The sequence below is a fragment of the Kitasatospora cystarginea genome (assembly GCF_039533515.1).
In the GTDB taxonomy this organism is placed as follows: Bacteria; Actinomycetota; Actinomycetes; order Streptomycetales; family Streptomycetaceae; genus Kitasatospora; species Kitasatospora cystarginea.
This window is the reverse complement of record NZ_BAAATR010000001.1, coordinates 246,326-267,853: the sequence shown is the minus strand read 5'-3', so window position 1 is coordinate 267,853 and position 21,528 is coordinate 246,326. Positions and strand designations below refer to the sequence as shown.

Below are 21,528 nucleotides of genomic sequence, written 5' to 3'. Positions count from 1 at the left end.
TCGGGCGGCGGGGGCGTTCATCCTCGGCTCGCCGTCGGCTCGGCGGTGCCGGGGCCGGACCGGGTGGCCGGCGGTCGCGGGTCGAGCCAGATCCGCGGACCGCCGTGGCGCAGCCGCAGCAGGAAGGCGAGCGCCCCCGAGCTGCCGGTGCCGTAGGCGGGGGTGCAGCCGGTGCCGGTCTCGTCCGGCAGGACCAGCAGTCCGTCCCTGAGCGCGCTGCGGGCGGCTATCAGATCCGCCAATTCCCAGGCTGCGCTGCGGAATCGGCTCTCCCCGGTGGCCTCGGAGAGGTCCAGTAGGTACTCGCCGCTGCCGGCCAGGCCGTGGCAGGCGGACGTTCCGCTGTGCCACCGGCCGTCGAGCACCGCCTGTCCGGCGGCCACGGCCAGCTCGTACGCGCTGCGGTCGCCCGTCGCCCGCCAGAGCCGGATCAGGAAGCTGCCCGCCCCGGAGGCACCGTTGCACCAGTGCGCCAGCCGGACGCTCTCCGGGTCGCCCGCGCTCTGCGGCCACCACCCGGCGCGCCCGCCCGGGCCGTCGCGCCGTACGGTGGCGGCCAGTGTCCCGGCGGCCTCGCGGGCCCCGGCGAGCAGCCGGTCGTCCCCGGTGGCCTCGGCGGCGGCCAGCAGGAACGCACCCACCCCGGCGACCCCGTGGCCGTACCCGAGATGCGTGATCCCGGCGAGGCTGGAGTCGAAGCTCTTCGGCACCGACCAGACCGTGCCGTACGGTTCGCGTCGCGCGGCGGCCAGCAGGCCGCGGGCGCACTCGGCCGCCCGGCCCAGGTGCTCGGCGGAACCGGTCGAGCGGTACAGCCTGAGCTGCAGGAACCCCGCCCCGGCGGCGCCGTGGCAGACGTCGGGATTGGGCCAGACCGTTTGGACCTGGCGGGCCATCGCCTCGGCCCGGTCGGCGAGGTGGCCGTCCGCGAGTGCCTCGGCGGCGTCCAGCAGGGCCCAGGCGGCGCCCGAGCGGCCGAAGTGCAGCCCCGGTAGTACCACCGGCTCGGCCGCGCACCGCCGTTCGATCCACTCGGCCGCCAACCGGGCCGTCCGTAACGCCTGTTCGCGTACGGCGCCGGGAAGCGGCGCGACGGCGGCCCGGGCCAGCACGGCGAGCACGCCGGCGGCGCCGTGCTGGACGTTGCACGGATCGGTGAGCTGCCCGGCCGGGACGGTCGGCCAGAGCCGGTCGCCGCGCTCGGGTGTCGCGCTCTCGGCGAGCTGGCGCAGGCCGTCGGCGAGCAGCCGGTCCGTCAGGGCGGGCGACAGGGCCCGGCCGGGTGCCGGAAGGGGACTGCTCGCGGTCGCGAGTCCTCCATCGGGGCGGGCCCGGTGCAGGGGGTTCGTCGGGAGCGCGTCCGTCGGCCCGCAGGGCAGCTGTGCGGGGGTGTCCGCCGCCGTCTCCGGGCGCTCCGCCGTGGGCCGCTCCGCGCCGGCCCCGCTCTCGGTCGGTGGCGCGTCCGGCCGGAGGGCGTCCGCGAGCGCGGCCCGTACCCGCGCAGTCTCCCACCGCTGCCCCGGCCGCTCGGCGCGCAGGGCGAGCACGAGCGGTGCCAGGTGCCGCGCGGTCTCGCCGCAGTGTGCGGCGGCGGCCAGCCAGTGGCCCAGCCGGTCGGTGACCGGTCGGGGTTCGGGGGAGTCCTCGGGCAGCAGCGGGTCGTGGCCGGTCGCGAGCAGGAAGAACAGGCCGCCCAGGGCGTACAGGTCGCCGGCGTACTCGGCACGGGAGTTGGTCAGACCGGGCCCGTGCTCGGGGGCGCGGTACCCGGGCGTGCCGGCCGATCCGGCCGTGCTGCCCGCCTCCGCCGCCAGTTCGAGGTCGATCAGCCGGAGCGAACCGTCCGGCCGCACCATCACGTTGCCGGGCGCCAGGTCGCGTACCACCAGCCCCTCGGCGTGCACCCGCTCGACCAGGTCGGTCAGCGCGAGGGCCAGCGGGCCGGCCTCGGCCCAGGCGATGTCCGGTGTGCCGTCGCGGCGCAGGCGTTCGGCCACCCAGCCGCCCAGTGTCCGGCCGGTGATCCGCTCCTGGACCAGGAAGAGCGAGTCACCCTGTTCGATCAGTTCCACCGGATGCGGGGTGAGCGCGCGGCCGTCGAGGTGCTCCAGTAGCCGTCCCTCGTGGCGCAGTGCCGTCCTGGCCTCCCGGCCGGACCGGTCCACCTCGATGTGCGCGCGGGCCTGCTTGACCACCACCTCGGTGCCGTCGGTGTTGTCCCGGCCGAGGAAGACGCCGCCCTTGGTCCCGTGCCGGATGGCCGCCGTCAGCGCGTACCGGCCGCCGAGCAGTACCCCGCCGGGGCGCGATCCGCGGCCGGTGGAGCCGTTGCCGGGGGCATCGCCGCCGATGGGCTTGCCGTCGGCGGTTCCGTTGCCGGTGGTGCCCCCGGTACGGGTCGGTGCGGCTCCGCGAGCGCCGGGGGCGGCCGACCCCCTCCCCTCGACGGGGTCGATCGCCCAGGGTGGGCACCGGTAGCTCGCGCCGCGCACGTCCTCCGTCCGGCTGCCGTCCGGGCCGGTCAGCGTCGAACGGTACGCCCCGTCGTTGCCGAGTTCGGCGCGGGCGGCGATGACCCCGTACCGGTAGTGCACCCGACTGCCGGGCGCGTACGGCCGGTCGGAGAGGATGACGGGCCCCGGCAGGCCCTCGGTCGCGCGGTGCAGTTCCTCGGCGATCCGCCGGAACTGCTCCTCGTCGACGGGGTAGACGGTGATGAATTTCCCGGCGGAACCGCGCTCGCTGTTCCGGGAATTGATCTCGTGGAGTTTCTCCCGGTCAGCGGCGAATTTGAAAGTGCAGGGGTCTGCGGCGATGACCGACGCCACGGTGGAGAGGACTTCCGCAGCCGCCGGGGAGGCCGCGCTCACGTGGATTTTCCAGCCCTGCGCGGGTACCGCGGCGGCCGGCCCGGACGGCCGGGCCGTGCACCAGAAGCCCTCGACGGTGAGACTCCAACCACCCTCGTCTCCCCGACTCCCGGTACCGGCCACGGCCGCCCGCGCCACCTCCGGCAACGTGCCGACCGCACCCGGCCCGTCGCCAACCGACCCCGGCCCCCCGGCCGAGCGCAGCGGTGTGCCCGCCCCCATCTGCTTCACACCCCTCTGCTGCGTCGCCGACGGCGCCCGCTGTGCGGGCCCTCGGTCCGGTCGGTTTCTCGGAGATACGGGACCGGTGCCCCGGCCGCGTCCGCCGCTTTCGTGCCGGTCCTCGGCGTCCCGCCGTCCCGTGCGCCGATCGTCCGATCGGCGGAGCTGGAGGCGGAACGCGGTGAGCCCGGAATTTCGGCGGAGCGCCCTTTTCGACCCCCCTGGTCGAGGCAACTCCCGTTCGCATCACTGAAGTTACTTTCGGGATGGGGGCGCCTCAACGCCAGCGAGGTCACTTCACTCTTAAGGGTGATCCAGGCTCGTTTTCGAATGCGCGCTACCCGCAGAGTGTGACCAGAGGCGACGTGGAATTCATGTGTCCGTGTGCCGCCGTCGGCACGCTCACGCGCCTCCGAGCGCCGTCACACGCCGGTTGACGGGCAGCTGTGCGCCCGCTCGCCCGACGGTGGACGTACCCGATGCGGCAGATTGACGGGCTGCTCCGCGCACGTCCCGGGCGGCTCCCGCCCCCGCCGGGGCTCGGGGGCTCTCCGCGCGCGGTAGTCTCGACAGGTGCCGAAACTGTCCGACGTCATCAGTGCCCTCGAAGAGCTCTACCCGCCGCAGTGGGCGGAATCCTGGGATGCGGTCGGGCTGGTCTGCGGTGATCCCGAGGACGAGGTCAGCCGCGTCCTGTTCGCCGTGGACCCGGTCCAGGCGGTGGTCGACGAGGCCGTCGAGTGGGGTGCCGACCTGGTGGTCACCCACCACCCGCTCTATCTGCGCGGCACCACCAGCGTCGCCGCCACCAGCTTCAAGGGGCGGGTGGTGCACACCCTGATCCGCTCGGGGACCGCCCTGCACGTCGCGCACACCAACGCCGACCACGCCGACCCGGGAGTGTCCGACGCCCTCGCGGAGGCGGTCGGCCTGCGGGTGCTCGGTCCACTGATCCCGGACCCGACCGACCCGGCGGGCCGCCGGGGCACCGGCCGGATCGGCGTCCTGGAGCCGCCGCTCACGCTCGCCGACTTCGCCGCCCAGGTCGCGTCCGGGCTGCCGGCCACGGCCGCCGGCGTCCGGGTGGCCGGGGACACCGACCGGCTGATCACCCGGGTCGCGGTGTGCGGCGGCTCCGGTGACAGCTTCTTCGCCGAGGTGCGCGCCGCCGGTGTCGACGCCTACGTCACCGCCGACCTGCGCCACCACCCGGCCTCCGAGGCCACCGAGGCGGCCCCCGTCGCGCTGGTGGACGCCGCGCACTGGGCCACCGAGTGGCCGTGGCTGAAGCTCGCCCAACGCGGACTGTCCGCAGCCGCCGAGAAGCACGGCTGGCCGCTGGAGACCAGGGTCTCCGAGGTGGTCACCGACCCGTGGACCGCCCACGCCCCGATGACCGCCTTCGCCTCCGGCACCCCGGTGGCGTCCGCTGCCGGAGTGACCGGGCGGGCCTGACACCCAGGCACCCCGGCCGACCTCGCGCGGCACACCCGTGCGACACCCCGCGCACCCGAATCCGACCTGCAACCTGACCGATTCACAGGAGCCCTCCGCTTGAACGCCGCGCCCGCCGACCAGATCCGCCTGCTCGACCTGCAGGCCATCGACTCCCGCCTCGACCAGCTGGCCCACCGGCGCCGCAGCCTGCCCGAGCACGCCGAGATCGAGAAGGCGACCGCCGACCACACCGCGCTCAAGGACCTGGTCGTCGCCGCCCAGGCCCAGCTCGGCGACACCACCCGCGAGCAGACCAAGGCCGAGCAGGACGTCGACCAGGTCCGGGCCCGGGCCGCCCGCAACCAGCTGCGGCTGGACTCCGGCGCCATCACTTCGCCGAAGGACCTCGAGAACCTCCAGCACGAGATCGGTTCGCTGGCCAAGCGCCAGGCTGACCTGGAGGACGTCGTCCTGGAGGTGATGGAGCGCCTGGAGGCCGCGCAGACCCGGGTCATCGAGCTGACGGCCCGCCTGGACCACTCCACGGTCGTCCTCAAGGAGGCCGAGCAGCGCCGGGACGCGGCTTTCGCCGAGATCGACGCCGAGGCCGAGAAGGTCAAGCGCGACCGGGAGACCGTCGCCGCCGTCATCCCGGCCGACCTGCTGAAGCTCTACACCCGCCTGCGCGAGCAGCAGGGCGGTGTCGGTGCGGCCCGGCTGTACCAGCGCCGCTGCGAGGGCTGCCGGGTGGAGTTCTCCATCACCGACCTGAACGCGATCAAGGCCGAGCCGAAGGACGCCGTCGTCCGCTGCGAGAACTGCGGGCGCATCCTGGTCCGTACGGCCGACTCGGGCGCCTGAGCCCGTAGGGCGTGCGCCCGCAGGATGTACGAGCACGCGGGCGCGCACCCGGGTGTACGGGTGCGCGCCCGCGAGCCGGCGTGCGCGCTGGGATGAGTGCTGGCGTGTGCGGCGGTTGGCGAACCTGACGGGCGCCGACCGTGATGGTCGCCATACGTGGCGGTCGACGTGCGCGGCACTCGGCGGTGGTCCGAGCAGATGGCGGGTCCGGCCGGTGGTCGGCCGGGCGATGGAGGGTGAGCGGTCGATGGCAGGGCGAAGGTTCATCGTCGAGGCGGACGGCGGCTCCCGGGGCAATCCGGGGCCGGCCGGCTACGGCGCGGTGGTCCGGGACGGCGACACCGGCCAGATCGTCGCGGAGGCTGCCGAGTTCATCGGGCACGCCACCAACAACGTGGCCGAGTACAAAGGCCTGATCGCCGGACTGCGCGCGGCGCACGAGCTGGACCCGGACGCCGCGATCGACGTGCGGATGGACTCCAAGCTGGTGGTCGAGCAGATGTCGGGCCGCTGGAAGATCAAGCACCCCGACATGCAGCCCCTCGCCGCCGAGGCGCGCACCGTCTACCCGCGCTCGCAGGTCAGCTACACCTGGATCCCGCGCGAGAGGAACAAGGACGCGGACCGGCTGGCCAACGAGGCGATGGACGCGGGCAAGGCCGGACGGCAGTGGGAGCCCAAGGCCAGGACACGTCCGGCACCCGCCGCAGTCCCGGTGGAGGAGGAGCTCCCGGCGCCCACGGCCCCCAAGACGGGCTGGGCACTCCCGGCCGACCTCGGCACCCCCACCACCTTCGTGCTGCTCCGGCACGGGGAGACCGCGCTGACCCCGGAGAAGCGATTCTCCGGGAGCGGCGGCGGGGATCCGGAGCTCTCCGACCGGGGCCAGTGGCAGGCGGCCCGGGTCGCCGAGGCGCTCGTCGCGCGCGGCACCATCCAGGCCGTGGTCAGCTCGCCGATGCGGCGCGCCCGGCAGACCGCCGAGGCGGTGGCCGCCCGCCTGGGCCTGGAGGTCAGGATCGAGGAGGGCTTGCGGGAACTCGACTTCGGCGACTGGGAGGGCCTCACCTTCGCCGAGGTGCAGGAACGCTACCCGGACGACCTCGCAGCCTGGCTCGGCTCGGCCAAGGCCAAGCCGACCGGCAGCAACGAGAGCTTCGCCTCCCTCTCCCACCGGGTCGGCGTCGCCCGCGACAAGCTGATCGCCCGCTTCCCGGGCAAGACGGTCCTGGCCGTCTCGCACGTCAGCCCGATCAAGACCCTGGTACGGCTCGCGCTCGGCGCGCCGCCGGACTCGATGTACCGGATGGAGCTGTCGGCGGCCTCGCTGTGCGCGGTTCAGTACTACTCCGACGGAAATGCCTCACTGCGGTTGCTCAACGACACGAGCCATCTGCGCTGACCGGAGCGCGGGTGACGGACGACGGACGACGGATAACGCATGGCAGCTAGCGGCTGACGGATTTCAGATTCTGTTAGCCGTTAGCCGTTAGCCGTCGTCGGCCAGTCGGCAATCGTCGCCTGTCACCGGTCAGTCGGTATCCGTCATCTGTTAGTAGCTACCCTCGCCCGTTGATGGTTTCCATCTGTCGGCGGGTGTTCGCCAGCGGTCGATCGCCGCCGGTCATCCGTCATCCGCCGTGCGCCATTCGGCGTCCGAGCCGCTCAGTGCACGTCCGTCACCACGACGTCCAGCTGCCACGCCTTCCGTGCCGACCCCTCGGTCGAGACCTCCACCCGGTACCCGAGTCCGAACAGGGCCTCGATCAGCTCGCCCGGAGAGCCTGGCTCGACTCCCGCATTCAGCAGGTCCCTGACAAGTCGCCCCTTGGTGGCCTTGTTGAAGTGGCTCACCACCGAGCGCTTCAGTACGCCGTCCACCTCGCGCTCCTGCAGCACCCGCACGGTGACCGTCCGCGCGACCAGTTCCCCGGCCGGCTTCCAGGCTGCCGCGTACGCCGAGCTGCGCAGGTCCAGCACCAGCCCGTTCCCGGCGGCGGCCGGCAGTTCCGAGGCCATCTCGCGCCGCCAGTACGCCCCGAGTGCGCCCAGCGGCGGCAGCTTCACGCCCATCGAACAGCGGTACGGCGGGATCCGGTCACCGATCCGGACCGCGCCCCACAGCCCGGAGAAGACCAGCAGCGAACGCTCCGCCCGCTGGTACGCGGCCTCGTCCAGCTTCGCCAGCCCGAGCGCGTCGAACAGCACGCCCGTGTACACCTCGCCCGCCGGGAGCGCACCCGCCGTCCGCAGGCCGGCGTTGCGGGCCACCTCGCCGCGCAGGCCCTTGCTCAGCCCGAGCACCTCCTGCGCCGCGTCCTCATCGGCAGAGCAGAGTTCGACCAGGGCGTTCAGCACCTGCTCGCGCGCCGCCGACAGTTCGGGCAGCGAGAGTCCGTCCAGTGCCAGTGGCACCCCGTCCCCGGAAGTGGCCTTGCCCTCCGACGGCGGCAACAGGACCAGCACAGCGGACTCCTTCAGCACTCTGTTGGCAGCGAACCCTGCCAACCTTACGCACCCCGTGCGGCCACCAGCGCCGCGCCGGCTCCCAGGGCCAGGCAGAGCGGGGAGTAGTAGCGCCGGTCCAGCCGGACGAACCGCTCGCCTCGGACGAACCGCCGGCCCGACTCCGCCGTGCCGAAGAGCAGCAGCCCACCGACGCCGCGCGCCAGCAGTACCGCCGCGACCGTCCCAGCCCCTGCCGTCCGCAGCCGACGGGGCCCGGCCGAGGGCAGCACTCCCGCGCGAGCACCCACCAGGTACGAGGCCGCGCCCAGCGCGACCGCCACCTCCGCGCACATCGCCGGCGTCGGCAGCCGGTCCACCCCGACACCGGCCACCGCGTCGGCGAACTCCGCCGGGCTGCCCATCGGCCACGGCGTCCGCACCCACACCGCGTGCAGCGCCCCGACCGCGCCGAGCGCCCCGGCCACCACGGCGCCGGTGGTCCGTACCGCCCCCGCCACCGAGCCTGCCGCCGTCCTCGCCGCCGCTCCGGCCGCTGCCCCCGCGGCGGCACCTGTCATCGTGCCCATGTTCACGCCCAACCCCCGTTCCGCCGAACCTTGTTCGCCACGCCCACCCTATGGCCCAGCACAACGGGCCACTTCGCCCGCCCCCGCCGTACGCTGCGACCATGCCGCGCCCACAACTCACGCTCAGAGCAGCCGACTCCGCCCGGATCACCATCGAGCTCGCCGAGTTGCGGGCCGCGATGCAGCTGTCCGCGGACTGGCCCGACGAGGCCCTCGCCGAGGCCGTACGCGCACTGCACCGCGCCGCTGCGCCGCCTCGCCGACCGCTACACGCTGGAGGCCTGCCTGGCCCTCGCCGACGGCGCCGACGTCCCCGGCTGGGTTCAGGAGACGCTGCCGCGGGTACCCACGCTGATGGCGAGCGGTGACCGGCGGGCCCACCAGGTGGAGCGGGCCTTCACGGACCTGGTCGAGGCCGAGCTGCTGCGCGGACGTGAGGGCGAGGACTTCGAGGCCGTGGTGATCGAGGTCGACGAACGCCGACCGGTCGACGGCACGGTCCAGCTCCGCGAGCCGGCCGTGGTCGCCCGGTGCGAGGGCGACTCGGTGCCCCTCACGCTCGGCGAACGCCTCCGGGTCCGGCTGGCCAAGGCCGACCCGGCCACCCGCACGGTCCGCTTCGTCCCGGCATGAGCCTCCGCCGAGCGGGCGTTCGCTTTGAGACGGGCAGCCGCCCTGAGGCGGGCAGCCGTCCTGCATCCGCCCCCGTGCCGTCCGTCCCCTCCCGCTGCCTCCGACCCGTTCTCCGCCGTCTCCGACCCGTTGGGATGATCAACAGGTGAGCGCACCAACCGTCACGCCGGCTCCGACCACCCGCGGACACCGACTGCTCGTGCTCGCGATCTGCTGCTTCAGTCTGTTCATCGTCGGCCTGGACAACACGGTCGTGAACATCGCGCTGCCGTCGATCCAGCACGACCTGGGTTCGGCGGCCTCGGGACTCCAGTGGATCATCGACGCCTACACCCTGGTGCTCGCCGCACTGCTGATCCTCTCCGGATCGGTCGCGGACCGGTTCGGGCGGCGCCGGGTGTTCCTGACCGGACTGGTCGTCTTCGTCCTCGGCTCGCTGCTGTGCAGCCTCGCACCCGGGCTGGGCTGGCTGGTGGCCTTCCGGGCCCTGCAGGCGGTCGGCGGCTCCATGCTGAACCCCGTGGCGATGTCGATCATCACCAACACCTTCACCGACCGCCGGGAACGCGCCCAGGCGATCGGCGTCTGGGGCGGAGTGGTCGGCGTCAGCATGGCGCTCGGCCCGCTGATCGGCGGGACCCTGGTGAAGGCGGCCGGCTGGCCGTCGATCTTCCTGATCAACGTTCCGGTCGGACTGTTCGCCTGGGCCCTGACCTTCCGCTACGTCCCCGAGTCCAAGGCCCCGAGGCCCCGGAAGCTGGACCCGGTCGGGCAGGTCCTGATGGTGGTGCTGCTCGGGTCCGGTACCGCCGCGATCATCGAGGGCCCGGGCCACGGCTGGGCCTCGCCCCTGATCCTGACCCTCGCCACCGTCGCCTTCACCGCACTGCTGGTCCTGCCCTGGTGGGAGCTGCGTACCCCCGAGCCGCTGATCGACCTGCGCTTCTTCCGCAGCGTCCCGTTCACCGGCGCCACCGTCACCGCCGTCTGCGCCTTCGCCGCGCTCGGCGGCTTCCTCTTCCTGAACACCCTCTACCTGCAGAACGTCCGCCACTACGACCCCTTCGAGGCCGGGCTCCGGACCCTGCCGATGGCCGGGATGATGGGCGTCTTCGCGCCGCTCTCCGGACGGATCGTCGGGCGGCACGGTCCGCGTGTCCCGTTGCTCGCCGCGGGCGCGACGCTGGCCGCCAGCGGCGTCCTGCTCACCCGGACCGCCGATGACTCGCCGGCCGGGCTGCTGCTGGTCGCCTACGCGCTGTTCGGAATCGGCTTCGGCTTCGTCAATGCGCCGATCACCAACGCGGCGGTCTCCGGCATGCCGGTCTCCCAGGCGGGTGTCGCGGCCGCCATCGCCTCGACCAGCCGCCAGATCGGGCAGTCGCTGGGCGTGGCGGTGATCGGCACCGTGGTCGCCGCCACGGCCTCCCTAGGCCCCCGGGCGGGCAGCGGCTTCACCGAGGCCAGCCACACCGGCTGGTGGATCGTGGTGGGCCTGGGCGCGGCCATCCTGCTGCTGGGAGCACTGACCACCACCGCCTGGGCCGCCCGTACCGCAGCCGGAGTGGCGGTACGCCTCACCCCCGAACAGGAGCGGCAGCCGGTCGCCCACTGAGCGTCCGCCCGCCGCGGCCGGAGCGCGGGTACGGACGCCCGCCGCCGACCGGCTACGATGACCAGTACGGCGGACGAGCCGGCCGGGCGGTCGCGACGGGTCCTCAACGGACCCGCCGAGGAACGTCCGGGCTCCACAGAGCAGGGTGGTGGGTAACGCCCACCCGGGGTGACCCGCGGGACAGTGCCACAGAAAGCAGACCGCCTGCGGCTTCGGCCGCAGGTAAGGGTGAAACGGTGGTGTAAGAGACCACCAGCGACCGAGGTGACTCGGCCGGCTCGGTAAACCCCACTCGGAGCAAGGTCAAGATCGGTGCCCTCGGGCGCCGTGCGCGGATGTTCGAGGGCTGCTCGCCCGAGTCCGCGGGTAGACCGCACGAGGCTGTCGGCAACGGCAGCCCTAGATGGATGGCCGCCTCCCCGGGCCGCGCAAGCAACCCGGGAGACAGAACCCGGCGTATAAGGCCGACTCGTCCGTCGCCTAGCTGAGGGAAGGCCCTCTGACCTGCATAATCCCAGGTCAGAGGGCCTTTTTCCATTGTCGCTAGCCGAGGGGGCCTGTTGGGTCTGTTCGGGCCTTTTCGCCCCGATCCTCGGTGCCGTGTGGAAGGCGGCCCCGGGCGAGGTGAAGACCTGTGCTCCGCCTTTCCCGAGTAGGACAGACGGAAAGAACTCCGCCTTCCGTGGGGGAAACGGAGCTGGCCGGAGGCCGTGGTACATCCTGCTCCGCTGCTGCCGTGCGTGGCCGTCGCGGCGGCCCTGGTGGGCGGGCTCGCCTGGTTGTTGCGCTCCGGCCACCGAGAGCGCGGGCTGCTGTGACGCTGTGGCGGTACCGCACCAGGGCCCGGCGGCTGGCTTCACGACAGAGGATCAGTTCCAGACGTACTTCTGGAACAGCTCTCGCGGACGAGGGCCCCGTCCGGTTCCGAGCCCTTGATCTTCCGGCCTCCATCGGATGAGGTAGCGGCAGCGCGAGGAACGACCCGAGCGCGACGATTCGCCAGCGAATGCGGCGGTGGGGGAGGGGTGTTGCGTCGTGGCCGGATCGACGGGCGGCCGGACGCCGCCTGGACTGGGCGTGATCACGGCCGCCGTGCAGGGGGTGCTCGAGGGAGCGCTGCACAACGGCCAGGAGGTGCGGCTGTGGTTCGCCGACTTCTTCGTCTTCGGTGCAGGGGGGCACCATCGCGCGTCGCGTAGGCCTTCTGCTACGCGCCGATGGTCTGAGCCGCTCCCCGCACCGCCGTTCCGAGAAACACTGTGAGGCGCCGAGAAATGACCCGAATACCCACCCAGGTGTCCGGCACGCAGCCGAGCGTTCCGGATCCGCAGCGACTGCGCGGGCTGCAACTGCTGTTCGACACCGCGGCGCCGTTCGCCGCCGGACCCGAGAGCGACGAGCTCTTCCTCGGTGCGCTGCGCGAGGTGAACACCTGGCACCTGGAGCACTCGCCGTTCTACGCCTCCCTCTGGGCGGAGGCCGGCCGGCCGGACATCGACTCGACGGCGGACCTGGACCGGCTGCCCTTCGTCCACGCCTCCTTCCTGAAGCGGAACGAGATCAGGTCGGTGTCCGAGGAGCAGATCTCCCTGCATCTCACCTCCTCGGGCACCAGCGGCCAGAAGTCCCAGGTCTTCCTGGACAAGTGGTCGGCGGACGTGATGCAGGAGATGGACTGCCGGGTGTTCGACCACTACGGCTGGGTGGACCGGTCCGAGGAGGTCAACTACCTGGTCTACGGCTACGAACCGCGTCCGGACTTAACCAACGGCGCCACTTTCGGCCTCGGTTACGTCAGCGAGCTCGCGCCGGCCAGGTCGCTCACCTTCGGCCTGCGGCACACCGGCACCGGACACGAGTTCGACCCCTTCGGTTGCATCCTGGCGCTGCAGCGCTACGCGGAGGAGGGCATTCCGGTCCGGATCCTCGGCTACCCCGCCTTCCTGCACTTCACGCTGGAGCGGATGGGCCAACTGAACCACCCGCCACTGAAGTTGTCGCCGCGTTCGCTGGTCTTCCTGGGCGGCGGCTGGAAGGCCAACGCCGACCGGCAGATCCCCAAGGACGACCTCTACGCGGCGATCAGGGAGCAGCTCGGTGTGCCGGACCACCGGATCCGGGACGCCTACGGCTCGGTCGAGCACCCGCTGCCGTACTTCGAGTGCGAGCGGCACAACCTGCACGTCCCGACCTGGTCCCGGGTACTGGTGCGGTCGGTCGACACGCTCCGGGCGCTGCCGTACGGGGAGACCGGCTACCTGCAGTTCGTCTCGCCCTTCATCACGTCGATGCCGACGCACAGCATCGTGATGAACGACCTGGGCACGCTGTACGCCCCCGAGGGCTGCGGCTGCGGGCTCGGCACGGCGTACTTCACCGTCCACGGGCGCGCCGGAGTCTCCCGCAACCGCTCCTGTGCCATCGCCGCCGCGGAACTCCTGAAGGCAGGGTCATGACCGACGTGAAGCACCTGTGGCAGGGAGAGTGGATCGACGGCGCGGAGGCCGGGCGGCGGCTCGCCGACCTGGACACCTTCGCCGCCGCCGCCCGGCAGCTGCCGCTCCGCACCGAGGCGGTGATCGAGGCGTGCACGGCGCTCGCCGCTGGGCTCGCCGGAGCCGCCAGCGCCGACCGCGACCTGCTGGCGGCGGAGCTCGGCCGGTCGGGCGCCTCGGAGCAGGAGACGGCGGCCGTGCTCGGCGACCTGGCCGGGCTGCTGCGCCGCGACGCCCTGGAGCGCGTACTGACGGCCCAGCTGGGTACCACCAGTCCCGCGACGCCCGTACCCGCCGGGAGCGGGGCGGCGGAGTACTGGGCGCCGGTCGGAATGGTGGCGCACGTGCTGCCCGGCAACGTCGCCACCGCGGGGCCCTGGAGCCTGGTCGAGGGCCTGCTCACCGGGAACCTGAACGTGGCCAAGACCACCGGCGGGAGCCGGTTCGTCCAGCTCTTCGCCGAGGCGCTGGCCGGGCACGACCCCAGCGGGGCGGTCGCCGCGCTGACCATCGTGCTGAGTTTCCCGTCCCGGAACCGGGACTGGCTGCGCACGGTCTGTCAGGCCGCCGACTCGGTGGTGGTCTGGGGCACCGAGGAGGCGGTCGCGGGGGTCGCGGAACACGTCGGGCCGGGGCGGCGGCTGGTGGCCTGGGGGCCGAAGATCTCCTTCGCCTACCTCACCGAGGCGGCCTGGTCCGACCCGGGGATCCTGGCGGACCTCGCCCGCAGCGTCTGCCGGCACGACCAGCAGGCGTGCACCAGCCCGCAGGCGCTCTACCTGGACACCGAGGACGACGACCAGCTCTTCGCGGTGGCCGAGCGACTGGCCGAGGCGCTGGCCGAGGCGGCCGCGGGGCTGCCGCAGCCCACCCCCACCCTCCAGGAGCGGGCCGAGATAACCACCACGGTGACGGTCGCCCGGCTGGAGCAGCACCTCGGCCACGGCCGGGTGCTGGCCGACCCCGAGGGGCGGTGGCGGGTGCTCGCCGACCGGCGCTCTGAGCTGGCGGTGTCCCCGCTGTTCCGTACGGTCTGGGTGCGGCCCCTGCCGCGCAAGCGGATCCCCGCCGTACTGCGGCCGCTGCGCAGCTACCTGCAGACCGTCGGCCTGGCGGCGGCCCCGGGTGAGACGGGCGTACTCGCTGACGAGTTCGTCCGGGCCGGCGCCCTGCGGGTCACGGCGGTGGGGGCGATGAACGACTCGTACCCGGGGGAGCCGCACGACGGGCTGCTCGCCCTCCAGCAGCACAGCCGGCGGGTCTTGGTGCCGCGGGTTTGACCGCCCGCCGCTCGGGCCTCCCGCCGGGCCTCCCGCCGCTCCGCCGGACCGCCCGCCGCTCTGCGCGCGGGCGGTCCGGCGCGAGCCGGGGGGCGGGTTCCGGCAGTCGGCTGACCACAAGTCAAGTACCTTGTGTACCTGGTCGGTTGACGAATGGGGAGGGATCGATGGACGGAGTCCCGGTGCTCGGAATCCGGGAGTGGCCCGGCGGGCAGGGTGTGGTGATCACTGGAGGGACGGCACCCGACGGGAGACCGGATGCCGTCATCCACTCCTATCTGACCGGCGACCGCCGCAGCGCGCCCGCGTACGTCTTCGCGCAGACGGCCGGCCGCGACCAGACGTCGGCCGCGCTGGCGAACCTGCTCGGCCGGGGCGGCCGCCCGGGGCCGGAGGCGGTGCGGCGGCTCGGCGAGTACCCGGAGACGGCCGAGATCGACGGCAGCCCGGTGGAGGCGGTACGGCACCACTGGAGCGACGAGCGCATCCGCGGCCTGGAGTTCACCTGGCGCGGGTGGCGGGTGGCGGTGCTGGCCTGGGAGCGGCCACTCGACGCCGCGTTCCTGGCCTCGCTCGGAGTGCGCCGCCGGGTGTGACCGGGCCGCGCCCGCGCGGGGCGGCTACCAGTGGGCGGGGCGGCTGAGCGTGGCGGGCAGCCTGGTGGCGGCATCGCCCCTGGCGGCGTTGAGCTGGGCCTGGGTGAGGAAGATGCTGCCGGTGAGGTCGGCGCCGGACAGGTCGGCGCCCCGGAAGTCGGCTCCGATCAGGTCGGCGGAGCGCAGGTCGGCGCCGGACAGGTCGGCCGCGATCAGGTAGGCGCCGCGCAGGTTGGCGCCGCGCAGGTCGGCGCCGCCCAGCCGGGCGCCGATCAGGTCGGCGCCGCGGTGGTTCTTCTTCTTGCCGGGGACGCCGGCCCGGACCAGTTCGCTGGTGCGCAGCAGGAGCGCGTTGACGTCGGCGCGCAGCGCGGGGACGTCGGCCTGGACGAGGGTCTCGGCGTCGGCGCGGGTGAGGCGCTCGACATCGCCCAGCGCACGGCGCAGGTCGCGGTGGACGGGGCGGGCGGCGGGCAGCTCCAGGGCCTCGGTGAGGTACCAGAGCAGCTCGTGCAGCTGGCGCATGACCGGGAACACCTCGAACATCTGTCGTGCGGTGCCGGGGGCCTGCCGCCAGTCCTGCCCGCCGAAGGTGACCTGGGAGACCTTCTGCCCGGCGCCGAAGCAGTCGAACACGGTGCAGCCGGGGAAGCCCTTCTCGCGCAGCCGGGTGTGGATGCCGCAGCGGAAGTCCGCCTGGAGGTTGGAGCACGGCCGGCCGGCGTCCTTGTTGACCGCGAAGTCGGCCGAGGCGGCGAAGGGCAGGGCCACGCAGCACAGGCCGAAGCAGTTCGCGCAGTCGGACAGCAGAGCGAGCCGGCTGTCACCACCCGGGGCCGGGGCGGACGGGGCGTTGCGCTTCTGGGACAAGGTGCGTTCTCCTGCGAGGGGGCCGAGCACCGCCTGCTGCCGCGCTCCGGACCGGACCCATTGTCCCTGACCGGGAGCACCCAGGTGGAGCCGGGTGGGGCGGCGAGCGGCACCCGGTCCCGCGGCGCCCGCCACCCCTCGCCCGCGCGGCTTCCGGCCCCGGTGCTACCCGGCGAGCACCCCGTCGCTGTGCGCCGGTCCGAGGGCCTTGCCGCCGGCGGTGACGAACTGCCAGGTGATGCCGTTGACCACGCCCTTGTCGAGTGGCGCGAGTTTGGCGAAGGCCGGCCGACTGAGGTCGATGTGACCGGCGTCGCACGATGGACACTTGTCCCGGACCGGGACGGTGACGGTCTTCCCGTGGTACGTGACCTTCACCGAAATGCCCTTGCACAGCGGGTCGTTGTTGGGATTGGCGGAGGTCCACCAGGTGTGGGAGACCGCGACCAGGAGTTCCGAACCGGGGTCGATCCGGGTGCCGCAGGCGCCGTAGCCGGCGTCGGTGTAGTACGTCATGCTGCCGCCCACCGGCTTGTTGACCGGTATCGCGGCGGTGGCGGTGCCCGCGCTCAGGACGACTGTCGCGATCGCGGCCAGCGGGGCGCCGGCCCAGGCCTTCAACTGCTTGCCCATGCGGGTGTGTTCCTCCAGCTCGGGTGGACGGTGCACCGGTGGGCGTCGGCGGACTCTGCCGATCGCGGGTGCTGACGGTGCTTTCTGAGAGGCCAAGTGCACGCTGGGAAACCGGAGTTCGGGGTCGGCCCCGGCGTGGCCAGATGTGAAAGGTACGCGACAAGTCAGCTGTGGTCTATACCTTGATGTACTTTCAGGTCATTCCAACCACAGCAGAGCCGGGCGTCGACGCATGGGTGTCGACGCCCGGTGGGTGCGCGTACGGCGCGCTCAGGTGGTCCGAGGGGTGGCGCGGTGGTTCATGGCGCCGGGGTGTTTTCGGCCCGGCGGGTCATCGGAGAGTGGCCGGATCTCCGGCTGCGGGCCGGCGCCCGACGTGAAGCTGGTCCGGGAGGTGGGAGTTCACTCCCGGTGGCCGTCAACCAGACTGCGGTTCAAGAGAGTTCGAGAGTGATCGGTTCATCGGGGCGGGCGCCCGGCGGACGAGGTCCGTGCAGTCGCCCGCCGTTGCCCGGTGGCTCGCGGTCGCCGGCGTCGGCCGGCCCGTCACTGGTGGTCGGCCCAGACGTAGCTCTCGGGCAGGAGCTCGGCGACGGGCAGTGCGCGCGGCTCCTCCGCGGTGCCCACGAGCACGGTCAGGTCGGGGAAGTAGTCGAAGAGCACCTGTCGGCAGCGCCCGCACGGCGGGACGATCCCGCGCCCGCCGTCGGCGACCGCCACGATCGCCTCCAGCTCGTACGCGCCCTGCGCGGCGGCCGCGCCCAGGACCACCAACTCGGCGCAGGGGCCGCCGGTGAAGTGGTAGACGTTGAGTCCGGTGATGATCCGGCCGTCCTTGGCGCGGGCGGCGGCGGCCACGGTGTGGTTGTCACCCCGGGCGTACGTCTCGGCGGTGTGCGTGGCCGCCCGGACGAGTTCGAGGTCTGCTTCCAGCTCTATGCGATCGACGGCGGCCATCGTGTCCGGCTTCCCTGCGGCTCGGCGCGGCGCGGGCCCCGATGGCGGCAGCGCGCGGGAAAGGCGTCGCGGCTATTGGACTGGTACCAACCATTGGACCACCGATCGTCGCGAACACCGGCATGGTTTTCCGCCGCCGAGTCGCTGCGCTCCGCCTCCGCCGTTCCTGTGCCTTTCCCGTCGTCGCGGGGGAACGCGAGTGCCCCGGTCGGCGCTCGGGCGGACCGGGGCACTGGGGGAGGTCAGTCCAGGTTGTGGTGCGGTTCGATGCCGTCGTAGTCGCAGTCGGACCATCCAGAGGGCTCGTTCTCCGGGCCGCAGTCGGGAGCGTCGTCGCGTCGGCCGCCGACGCCGGTTGACCGGGTCTTGCTGCTGGTCTCGTCGCCGGGCGCGGAGTCCTCGTGGGGGCTGGGCATGGTGTCCCTCCTCGATCGGGTGCTCGACACTGTTGCCCGGAGATTAATCGGACTCGACTGTTACAGATCACTTTGCCTTCGCGGCCCCCTGCAGGTTCACCCGAAGAGCAGTGGCCGGGCCGCTCAGTCCAGGTAGCCGGGGCTGTGCAGCAGGGCGGTACCGCCGTCCCGGCGTGCCCGGAGCGCGTGCGTAAGCCGCGGCACGGCGAGCGGGTGCAGCAGCTCGGCCGCCCGCCTGACCGGGAAGACGCCCGCCTGACCGGGAGGAAGCAGTACTAGGCCACCTCCTCGGCCTGCGGAAGGATCTCCGAGCCGGTCGGCACGGTACCGCCGTCGAACGTGAACCGAACCGCAGGGTGGGCGTGCTGCCCCTGCTCGGGCAGCCAGGCGGCGCTCAACGCAGCCGCTCCTAGGGCGAGTTGTGCGGTCTGCGCGGGTCAGCTCGGGGAGGTCAGGGCGGAGATGGCGAGGGTGCGGACAGGCAGCAGGAGGGTGGCGTCCCGGCCGTGGTAGACGGCGTTGGTGAGCAGGACGAGGTAGCGGCCGGTGCGCGGGTCGAGATGGATGCTGGTGCCGGTGAAGCCGTGGTGGTAGGCGACGGGCCCGCTGTCCGGGCCGGTGTCGGCGATGATCCAGGCGAGGCCGCGGTGCCGTCCCGGCTCGATGTGCGCGGCAGGGCGCATGCTCTCGGCCAGCCACTCGGAGGTGACCGTGTGCTCGGCGAAGACGGCCAGGTCGGCTGCGGTGCTGAAGGCCCCGGCGTGGCCCGCGACTCCGCCCATCAGGGCAGCGCTGGGATCGTGCACCGTGCCCCAGACGTGCGGCGCCCCCACCAGGCGCGCCTCGGTCGGAGCCACCCGCGGCGAGCGGACCAGCGGGCCGTAGGACGTCTCGGCCATGCCCAGTCCGCGCCAGAGCCCGTCCGCCAGGTGGTCGAGGGGGCGCCCTTGCAGCGAGGTGAGCAGCAGGCCGAGCAGGATGAAACCCCGGTCGATGTACCGGTGCCGGCGGCCGGGTTCGCTGATCAGCGGCTCCGCGCAGATCAGCTGGGCGAGCGGGGTGGGGCTGCCCAGGTAGCGGTCGAAGGAGGTGCGGTCGAACAGGCCGCTGGTGTGCGTGAGTATCTGGCGTACCGTCAATGCCCCACCCGGGCTGGGAAGGTCCGGCAGATAGCTGCGGACGGGCGCGTCGAGTTCGAGCAGTCCCTCGCGGACGGCCCGGCCGACCAGCGGCCAGGTGGCCGTCACCTTGGTGAGCGAGGCCAGGTCGTAGCGGGTGTGCTCGTCGGGTGCCACCGCTCCGCAGTCGGGGGCGACCGTGCCGCAGACGGCGGTGGTGCGCGCGCCGCCGGCGGTGCCGGCGGTGATCACGCCGCCGGGGATCCGCCCCGCCGCGACCAGTGGTGCCAGAGCGTCCTGCAGAGTGGCGGCGGCGCCGGCCGCCCAGTTGCGGGCCGAGGACACGGTCACTTCCTCCCTTTCCTGCGGAGTCGGCCTGCGGAGCAGGGCCATCTCTGTGGTACCCCGGCAGCCGGGCGCAGAAGCTGAAGCGGACGTGTACGGCAGGATTCGGGGGCGTGGTCGGTGCGCCCCGCCCCGGCGTGCCCGGAGGTCAGGCGGAGGTGGACAGTTCCTCCAGGACCGCGACCGCGCGGTCGGCGTCGTCGGCTGAGACGAACAGATGGTCGTGGTGGAAGCCGGCCACCACGTTGCAGCTGATGCCGTGTTCGGCGAGGCGACCGGCGACGGCGGCGGTCAGTCCGACGGCCTCCAGCGCGGAGTGGATGCGCAGCGTGATCCAGGCGGCCACGTACTCGTACCGCAGGCCGAGGGCGTCGGCCTCCTCCTGCGCCACCACCACGGTCGGCCCCTCCGGCTCCGCGACCGTGACCACCGGCCGCAATCCGGCCGGGACGCGGGCGGGGAGGGTGCAGTAGACGTACCGGCCCGGGTTGAGGGTCGGGCGCATTCCGCTCAGCAGCTTCTGGAGTTCTCGTTCACCGGCCATGGCCGCCACCGTAGCCCGTACCCGCGGCGGTCGCAGGGAGGACGCGGCGGTCGGGGGCGCGGAGCGCGGCCCTCGTTTGCGCGCCGCACACTGATGCAACTGGACCATAATGTGTGCCACACACTATGGTGCTGTGTGTGGACGAATTCGAACTCCTCGACGCCCACCGGCAGGAGCTGCGCCGTGGCTCCGTGGTGCTCGCGAGCCTGCTCGCGCTGCAGACACCGGGCTACGGCTACGGCCTGCTGGACGAGCTCGAGCGTGCGGGCATGCCGGTCGCGGGCAACACGCTCTATCCACTGCTGCGCCGGCTGGAGAGCCAGGGATTGCTGACCAGCGAGTGGGACACCAGCCAGGCACGCCCGCGCAAGGTCTACCGGACCAGCCCTGACGGTGTCCGCCTCGCCGAGGCGCTGCTGCGCGAGTGGCGCCTGATCGACGCCGCGTTCACCCGCCTCGACCCCTCATCGGCCACCGGCTCGGCCCCCACCTCGAAAGGACAGGACCTGTGACCACCGCATTAACGGACCGGTACATCGCCGCCACCGTGCGGCGCGTGCCCGACAAGCAGCGGGGCGAGATCGAGCGCGAGCTGCGCGCCGCGATCGCCGACGACGTCGAGGCCCGCATCCAGCGCGGCGAGGCACCGGCCGACGCCGAGTACGCCGCGCTCGCCGAACTCGGCTCCCCCGAGCGGCTGGCCGCCGGGTACTCCCACTCCGCCCTCGCGCTGATCGGCGCCGACACCTACCCCGGCTACGTCCACGCGCTGCGGGGCGCCTGCCAGAGCGTGCTTCCGGTCGTCTACATCGTGCTCGTCCTCGTCGCCCGCGCCCACGGGGAGAACGCCTGGGTCGCACTGCTGCGCCCGATCGGCAGCACCGTGACCGTGGCCGTGTACCTCGCCGTCTGCGTGACCGTCCCGTTCGTGATCGCCGACCGGGTGCGCGGCGCCCGTTCCGAGGCTGCCCCGGCCGCCGGCCCGTGGACCCCGGATCAACTGCCCGCCGACCAGCCGCGCCCGGCGCAAGGCCGCGATCTGGTCACCGGGGTGATCAGGGCCGCGGCCCTGATCGCGGCCCTGTTCGCGCAGCGGGTGATCTCACCGGTCACCACCCCTTCGGGCGAGCACGTACCGATCATCAACCCGGGGCTCTGGGACTTCTGGATCCCCTACTTCGCCGGAGTGCTCGCCCTCTCCGTCCTGCTCGACGTCGTCGTCCTGCGCCTGCGCCGCGGCAGTCCCGCCATCGCCATCGCCCGCGTCGCGTTCACCCTCGCCGGAATCGCTCCGCTCGCGTGGCTGTTCTGGCAGGCGCGGGTGCTCAACCCCGCGCTCGCCGACGGCGCCGGCGCACTGGCGACACTGGCGGCGCCGGGCAACTGGACGGCCTGGCTCGCCGTCCTCGTCCTCGCCCTGGCCGCCATCGGCACCCTCGCCCAGGCCCGGCGCGAGCTCCGCCACCCGTGAACCGCGGCTGCGCGGAGAGCCGGGAAGGTCCCCGAGGAGAACGGCGTGGGCCCGGCGGACATTCCACCGGGCCCGGCCTCGCGGCAGGCCGCCAGCAGCGGGCGCAGCCGTTCCGGCGCGGCGGCGCCGT

Annotated in this window: 20 protein-coding genes and 1 other RNA gene; 11 read left to right on the top strand and 10 right to left on the bottom strand. The window is 73.1% G+C overall.

The genetic code is table 11. From position 1 onward, the window contains the following. Nucleotides 1–17 precede the first annotated feature (17 nt). Nucleotides 18–3,092, bottom strand: coding sequence for a class IV lanthionine synthetase LanL (gene lanL / locus ABD369_RS01190; RefSeq protein WP_344634410.1), 3,075 nt, complete (start codon nt 3,090–3,092; stop codon nt 18–20). Nucleotides 3,093–3,665: 573 nt separating this feature from the next. Here lanL and ABD369_RS01185 point away from each other — a divergent pair. The 3 genes from ABD369_RS01185 (at nt 3,666) to ABD369_RS01175 (ending at nt 6,792) form a co-directional block, all read left to right on the top strand. Then, entirely contained in the window at nt 3,666–4,547 is an 882-nt protein-coding gene (locus tag ABD369_RS01185; RefSeq protein ID WP_344634241.1) for a Nif3-like dinuclear metal center hexameric protein, read from the top strand. A gap of 99 nt (nt 4,548–4,646) precedes the next feature. Further along, nucleotides 4,647–5,390, top strand: a complete 744-nt coding sequence (locus ABD369_RS01180) for a zinc ribbon domain-containing protein (protein ID WP_344634240.1) — start codon at nt 4,647–4,649, stop codon at nt 5,388–5,390. Between the two features lie 247 nt (nt 5,391–5,637). Then, nucleotides 5,638–6,792, top strand: a complete 1,155-nt coding sequence (locus ABD369_RS01175) for a bifunctional RNase H/acid phosphatase (protein WP_344634239.1) — start codon at nt 5,638–5,640, stop codon at nt 6,790–6,792. 263 nt (nt 6,793–7,055) lie between these two features. Here the strand turns inward: ABD369_RS01175 and yaaA are convergent, their stop codons facing one another. Next, entirely contained in the window at nt 7,056–7,856 is an 801-nt protein-coding gene (gene yaaA / locus ABD369_RS01170; RefSeq protein WP_344634238.1) for a peroxide stress protein YaaA, read from the bottom strand. Nucleotides 7,857–7,900: 44 nt separating this feature from the next. Continuing rightward, nucleotides 7,901–8,416, bottom strand: coding sequence for a DUF3995 domain-containing protein (locus ABD369_RS01165; protein ID WP_344634237.1), 516 nt, complete (start codon nt 8,414–8,416; stop codon nt 7,901–7,903). 363 nt (nt 8,417–8,779) lie between these two features. On the opposite strand from ABD369_RS01165, the gene ABD369_RS01160 reads away from it, so the two are divergent. From ABD369_RS01160 to ABD369_RS01135, 6 genes are all read left to right on the top strand, one after another. Beyond that, nucleotides 8,780–9,058, top strand: coding sequence for a hypothetical protein (locus tag ABD369_RS01160; RefSeq protein WP_344634236.1), 279 nt, complete (start codon nt 8,780–8,782; stop codon nt 9,056–9,058). A 145-nt stretch (nt 9,059–9,203) separates the two neighbouring features. Next, the gene (locus tag ABD369_RS01155; protein WP_344634235.1) at nt 9,204–10,673 is read left to right on the top strand and encodes an MFS transporter; all 1,470 of its coding nucleotides are present in this window, start codon (nt 9,204–9,206) and stop codon (nt 10,671–10,673) included. 74 nt (nt 10,674–10,747) lie between these two features. Further along, nucleotides 10,748–11,149, top strand: an RNA gene (gene rnpB / locus ABD369_RS01150) — RNase P RNA component class A. Nucleotides 11,150–11,947: 798 nt separating this feature from the next. Then, complete coding sequence (locus ABD369_RS01145) at nt 11,948–13,129, top strand: LuxE/PaaK family acyltransferase (protein WP_344634234.1); 1,182 nt, start codon at nt 11,948–11,950, stop codon at nt 13,127–13,129. Then, nucleotides 13,126–14,448, top strand: coding sequence for an acyl-CoA reductase (locus ABD369_RS01140; RefSeq protein ID WP_344634233.1), 1,323 nt, complete (start codon nt 13,126–13,128; stop codon nt 14,446–14,448). Before ABD369_RS01145 ends, ABD369_RS01140 begins: the two co-directional genes overlap by 4 nt. Nucleotides 14,449–14,615: 167 nt before the next feature. After that, nucleotides 14,616–15,044, top strand: a complete 429-nt coding sequence (locus tag ABD369_RS01135) for a hypothetical protein (RefSeq protein ID WP_344634232.1) — start codon at nt 14,616–14,618, stop codon at nt 15,042–15,044. A gap of 24 nt (nt 15,045–15,068) precedes the next feature. Here ABD369_RS01135 and ABD369_RS01130 read toward each other — a convergent pair whose 3' ends face one another. From ABD369_RS01130 to ABD369_RS01100, 7 genes are all read right to left on the bottom strand, one after another. Then, complete coding sequence (locus ABD369_RS01130) at nt 15,069–15,914, bottom strand: pentapeptide repeat-containing protein (RefSeq protein ID WP_344634231.1); 846 nt, start codon at nt 15,912–15,914, stop codon at nt 15,069–15,071. Nucleotides 15,915–16,079: 165 nt separating this feature from the next. Next, complete coding sequence (locus ABD369_RS01125; protein ID WP_344634230.1) at nt 16,080–16,547, bottom strand: cysteine/serine endopeptidase inhibitor; 468 nt, start codon at nt 16,545–16,547, stop codon at nt 16,080–16,082. Between the two features lie 546 nt (nt 16,548–17,093). Then, nucleotides 17,094–17,504, bottom strand: coding sequence for a cytidine deaminase (locus ABD369_RS01120; protein ID WP_344634229.1), 411 nt, complete (start codon nt 17,502–17,504; stop codon nt 17,094–17,096). Nucleotides 17,505–17,746: 242 nt separating this feature from the next. Continuing rightward, nucleotides 17,747–17,920, bottom strand: a complete 174-nt coding sequence (locus ABD369_RS01115; RefSeq protein ID WP_344634228.1) for a hypothetical protein — start codon at nt 17,918–17,920, stop codon at nt 17,747–17,749. Between the two features lie 275 nt (nt 17,921–18,195). Continuing rightward, nucleotides 18,196–18,318, bottom strand: a complete 123-nt coding sequence (locus tag ABD369_RS01110; protein ID WP_344634227.1) for a hypothetical protein — start codon at nt 18,316–18,318, stop codon at nt 18,196–18,198. 39 nt (nt 18,319–18,357) lie between these two features. Then, on the bottom strand, nt 18,358–19,389 hold the full coding sequence (locus ABD369_RS01105) for a serine hydrolase domain-containing protein (protein ID WP_344634226.1): 1,032 nt from the start codon (nt 19,387–19,389) through the stop codon (nt 18,358–18,360). 142 nt (nt 19,390–19,531) lie between these two features. Beyond that, on the bottom strand, nt 19,532–19,927 hold the full coding sequence (locus tag ABD369_RS01100) for an ACT domain-containing protein (protein ID WP_344634225.1): 396 nt from the start codon (nt 19,925–19,927) through the stop codon (nt 19,532–19,534). A gap of 137 nt (nt 19,928–20,064) precedes the next feature. On the opposite strand from ABD369_RS01100, the gene ABD369_RS01095 reads away from it, so the two are divergent. Together ABD369_RS01095 and ABD369_RS01090 are read left to right on the top strand one after the other, a co-directional pair. Continuing rightward, on the top strand, nt 20,065–20,439 hold the full coding sequence (locus ABD369_RS01095; protein ID WP_344634224.1) for a PadR family transcriptional regulator: 375 nt from the start codon (nt 20,065–20,067) through the stop codon (nt 20,437–20,439). Continuing rightward, nucleotides 20,436–21,398 (top strand): permease prefix domain 1-containing protein, encoded by a 963-nt coding sequence (locus tag ABD369_RS01090; RefSeq protein ID WP_344634223.1) that lies wholly within the window; start codon nt 20,436–20,438, stop codon nt 21,396–21,398. The genes ABD369_RS01095 and ABD369_RS01090 overlap by 4 nt, the downstream gene beginning before the upstream one ends. Nucleotides 21,399–21,528 lie beyond the last annotated feature (130 nt).

What these genes read in the sequence shown, in the direction of transcription:
- lanL (WP_344634410.1), bottom strand. Translation starts at nt 3,092, where the DNA reads ATGGGGGCGGGCACACCGCTGCGCTCGGCCGGGGGGCCGGGGTCGGTT.
- ABD369_RS01175 (WP_344634239.1), top strand. Translation starts at nt 5,638, where the DNA reads ATGGCAGGGCGAAGGTTCATCGTCGAGGCGGACGGCGGCTCCCGGGGC.
- ABD369_RS01165 (WP_344634237.1), bottom strand. Translation starts at nt 8,416, where the DNA reads ATGACAGGTGCCGCCGCGGGGGCAGCGGCCGGAGCGGCGGCGAGGACG.
- ABD369_RS01160 (WP_344634236.1), top strand. Translation starts at nt 8,780, where the DNA reads ATGGCGAGCGGTGACCGGCGGGCCCACCAGGTGGAGCGGGCCTTCACG.
- ABD369_RS01145 (WP_344634234.1), top strand. Translation starts at nt 11,948, where the DNA reads ATGACCCGAATACCCACCCAGGTGTCCGGCACGCAGCCGAGCGTTCCG.
- ABD369_RS01140 (WP_344634233.1), top strand. Translation starts at nt 13,126, where the DNA reads ATGACCGACGTGAAGCACCTGTGGCAGGGAGAGTGGATCGACGGCGCG.
- ABD369_RS01135 (WP_344634232.1), top strand. Translation starts at nt 14,616, where the DNA reads ATGGACGGAGTCCCGGTGCTCGGAATCCGGGAGTGGCCCGGCGGGCAG.
- ABD369_RS01125 (WP_344634230.1), bottom strand. Translation starts at nt 16,547, where the DNA reads ATGGGCAAGCAGTTGAAGGCCTGGGCCGGCGCCCCGCTGGCCGCGATC.
- ABD369_RS01120 (WP_344634229.1), bottom strand. Translation starts at nt 17,504, where the DNA reads ATGGCCGCCGTCGATCGCATAGAGCTGGAAGCAGACCTCGAACTCGTC.
- ABD369_RS01115 (WP_344634228.1), bottom strand. Translation starts at nt 17,920, where the DNA reads ATGCCCAGCCCCCACGAGGACTCCGCGCCCGGCGACGAGACCAGCAGC.
- ABD369_RS01100 (WP_344634225.1), bottom strand. Translation starts at nt 19,927, where the DNA reads ATGGCCGGTGAACGAGAACTCCAGAAGCTGCTGAGCGGAATGCGCCCG.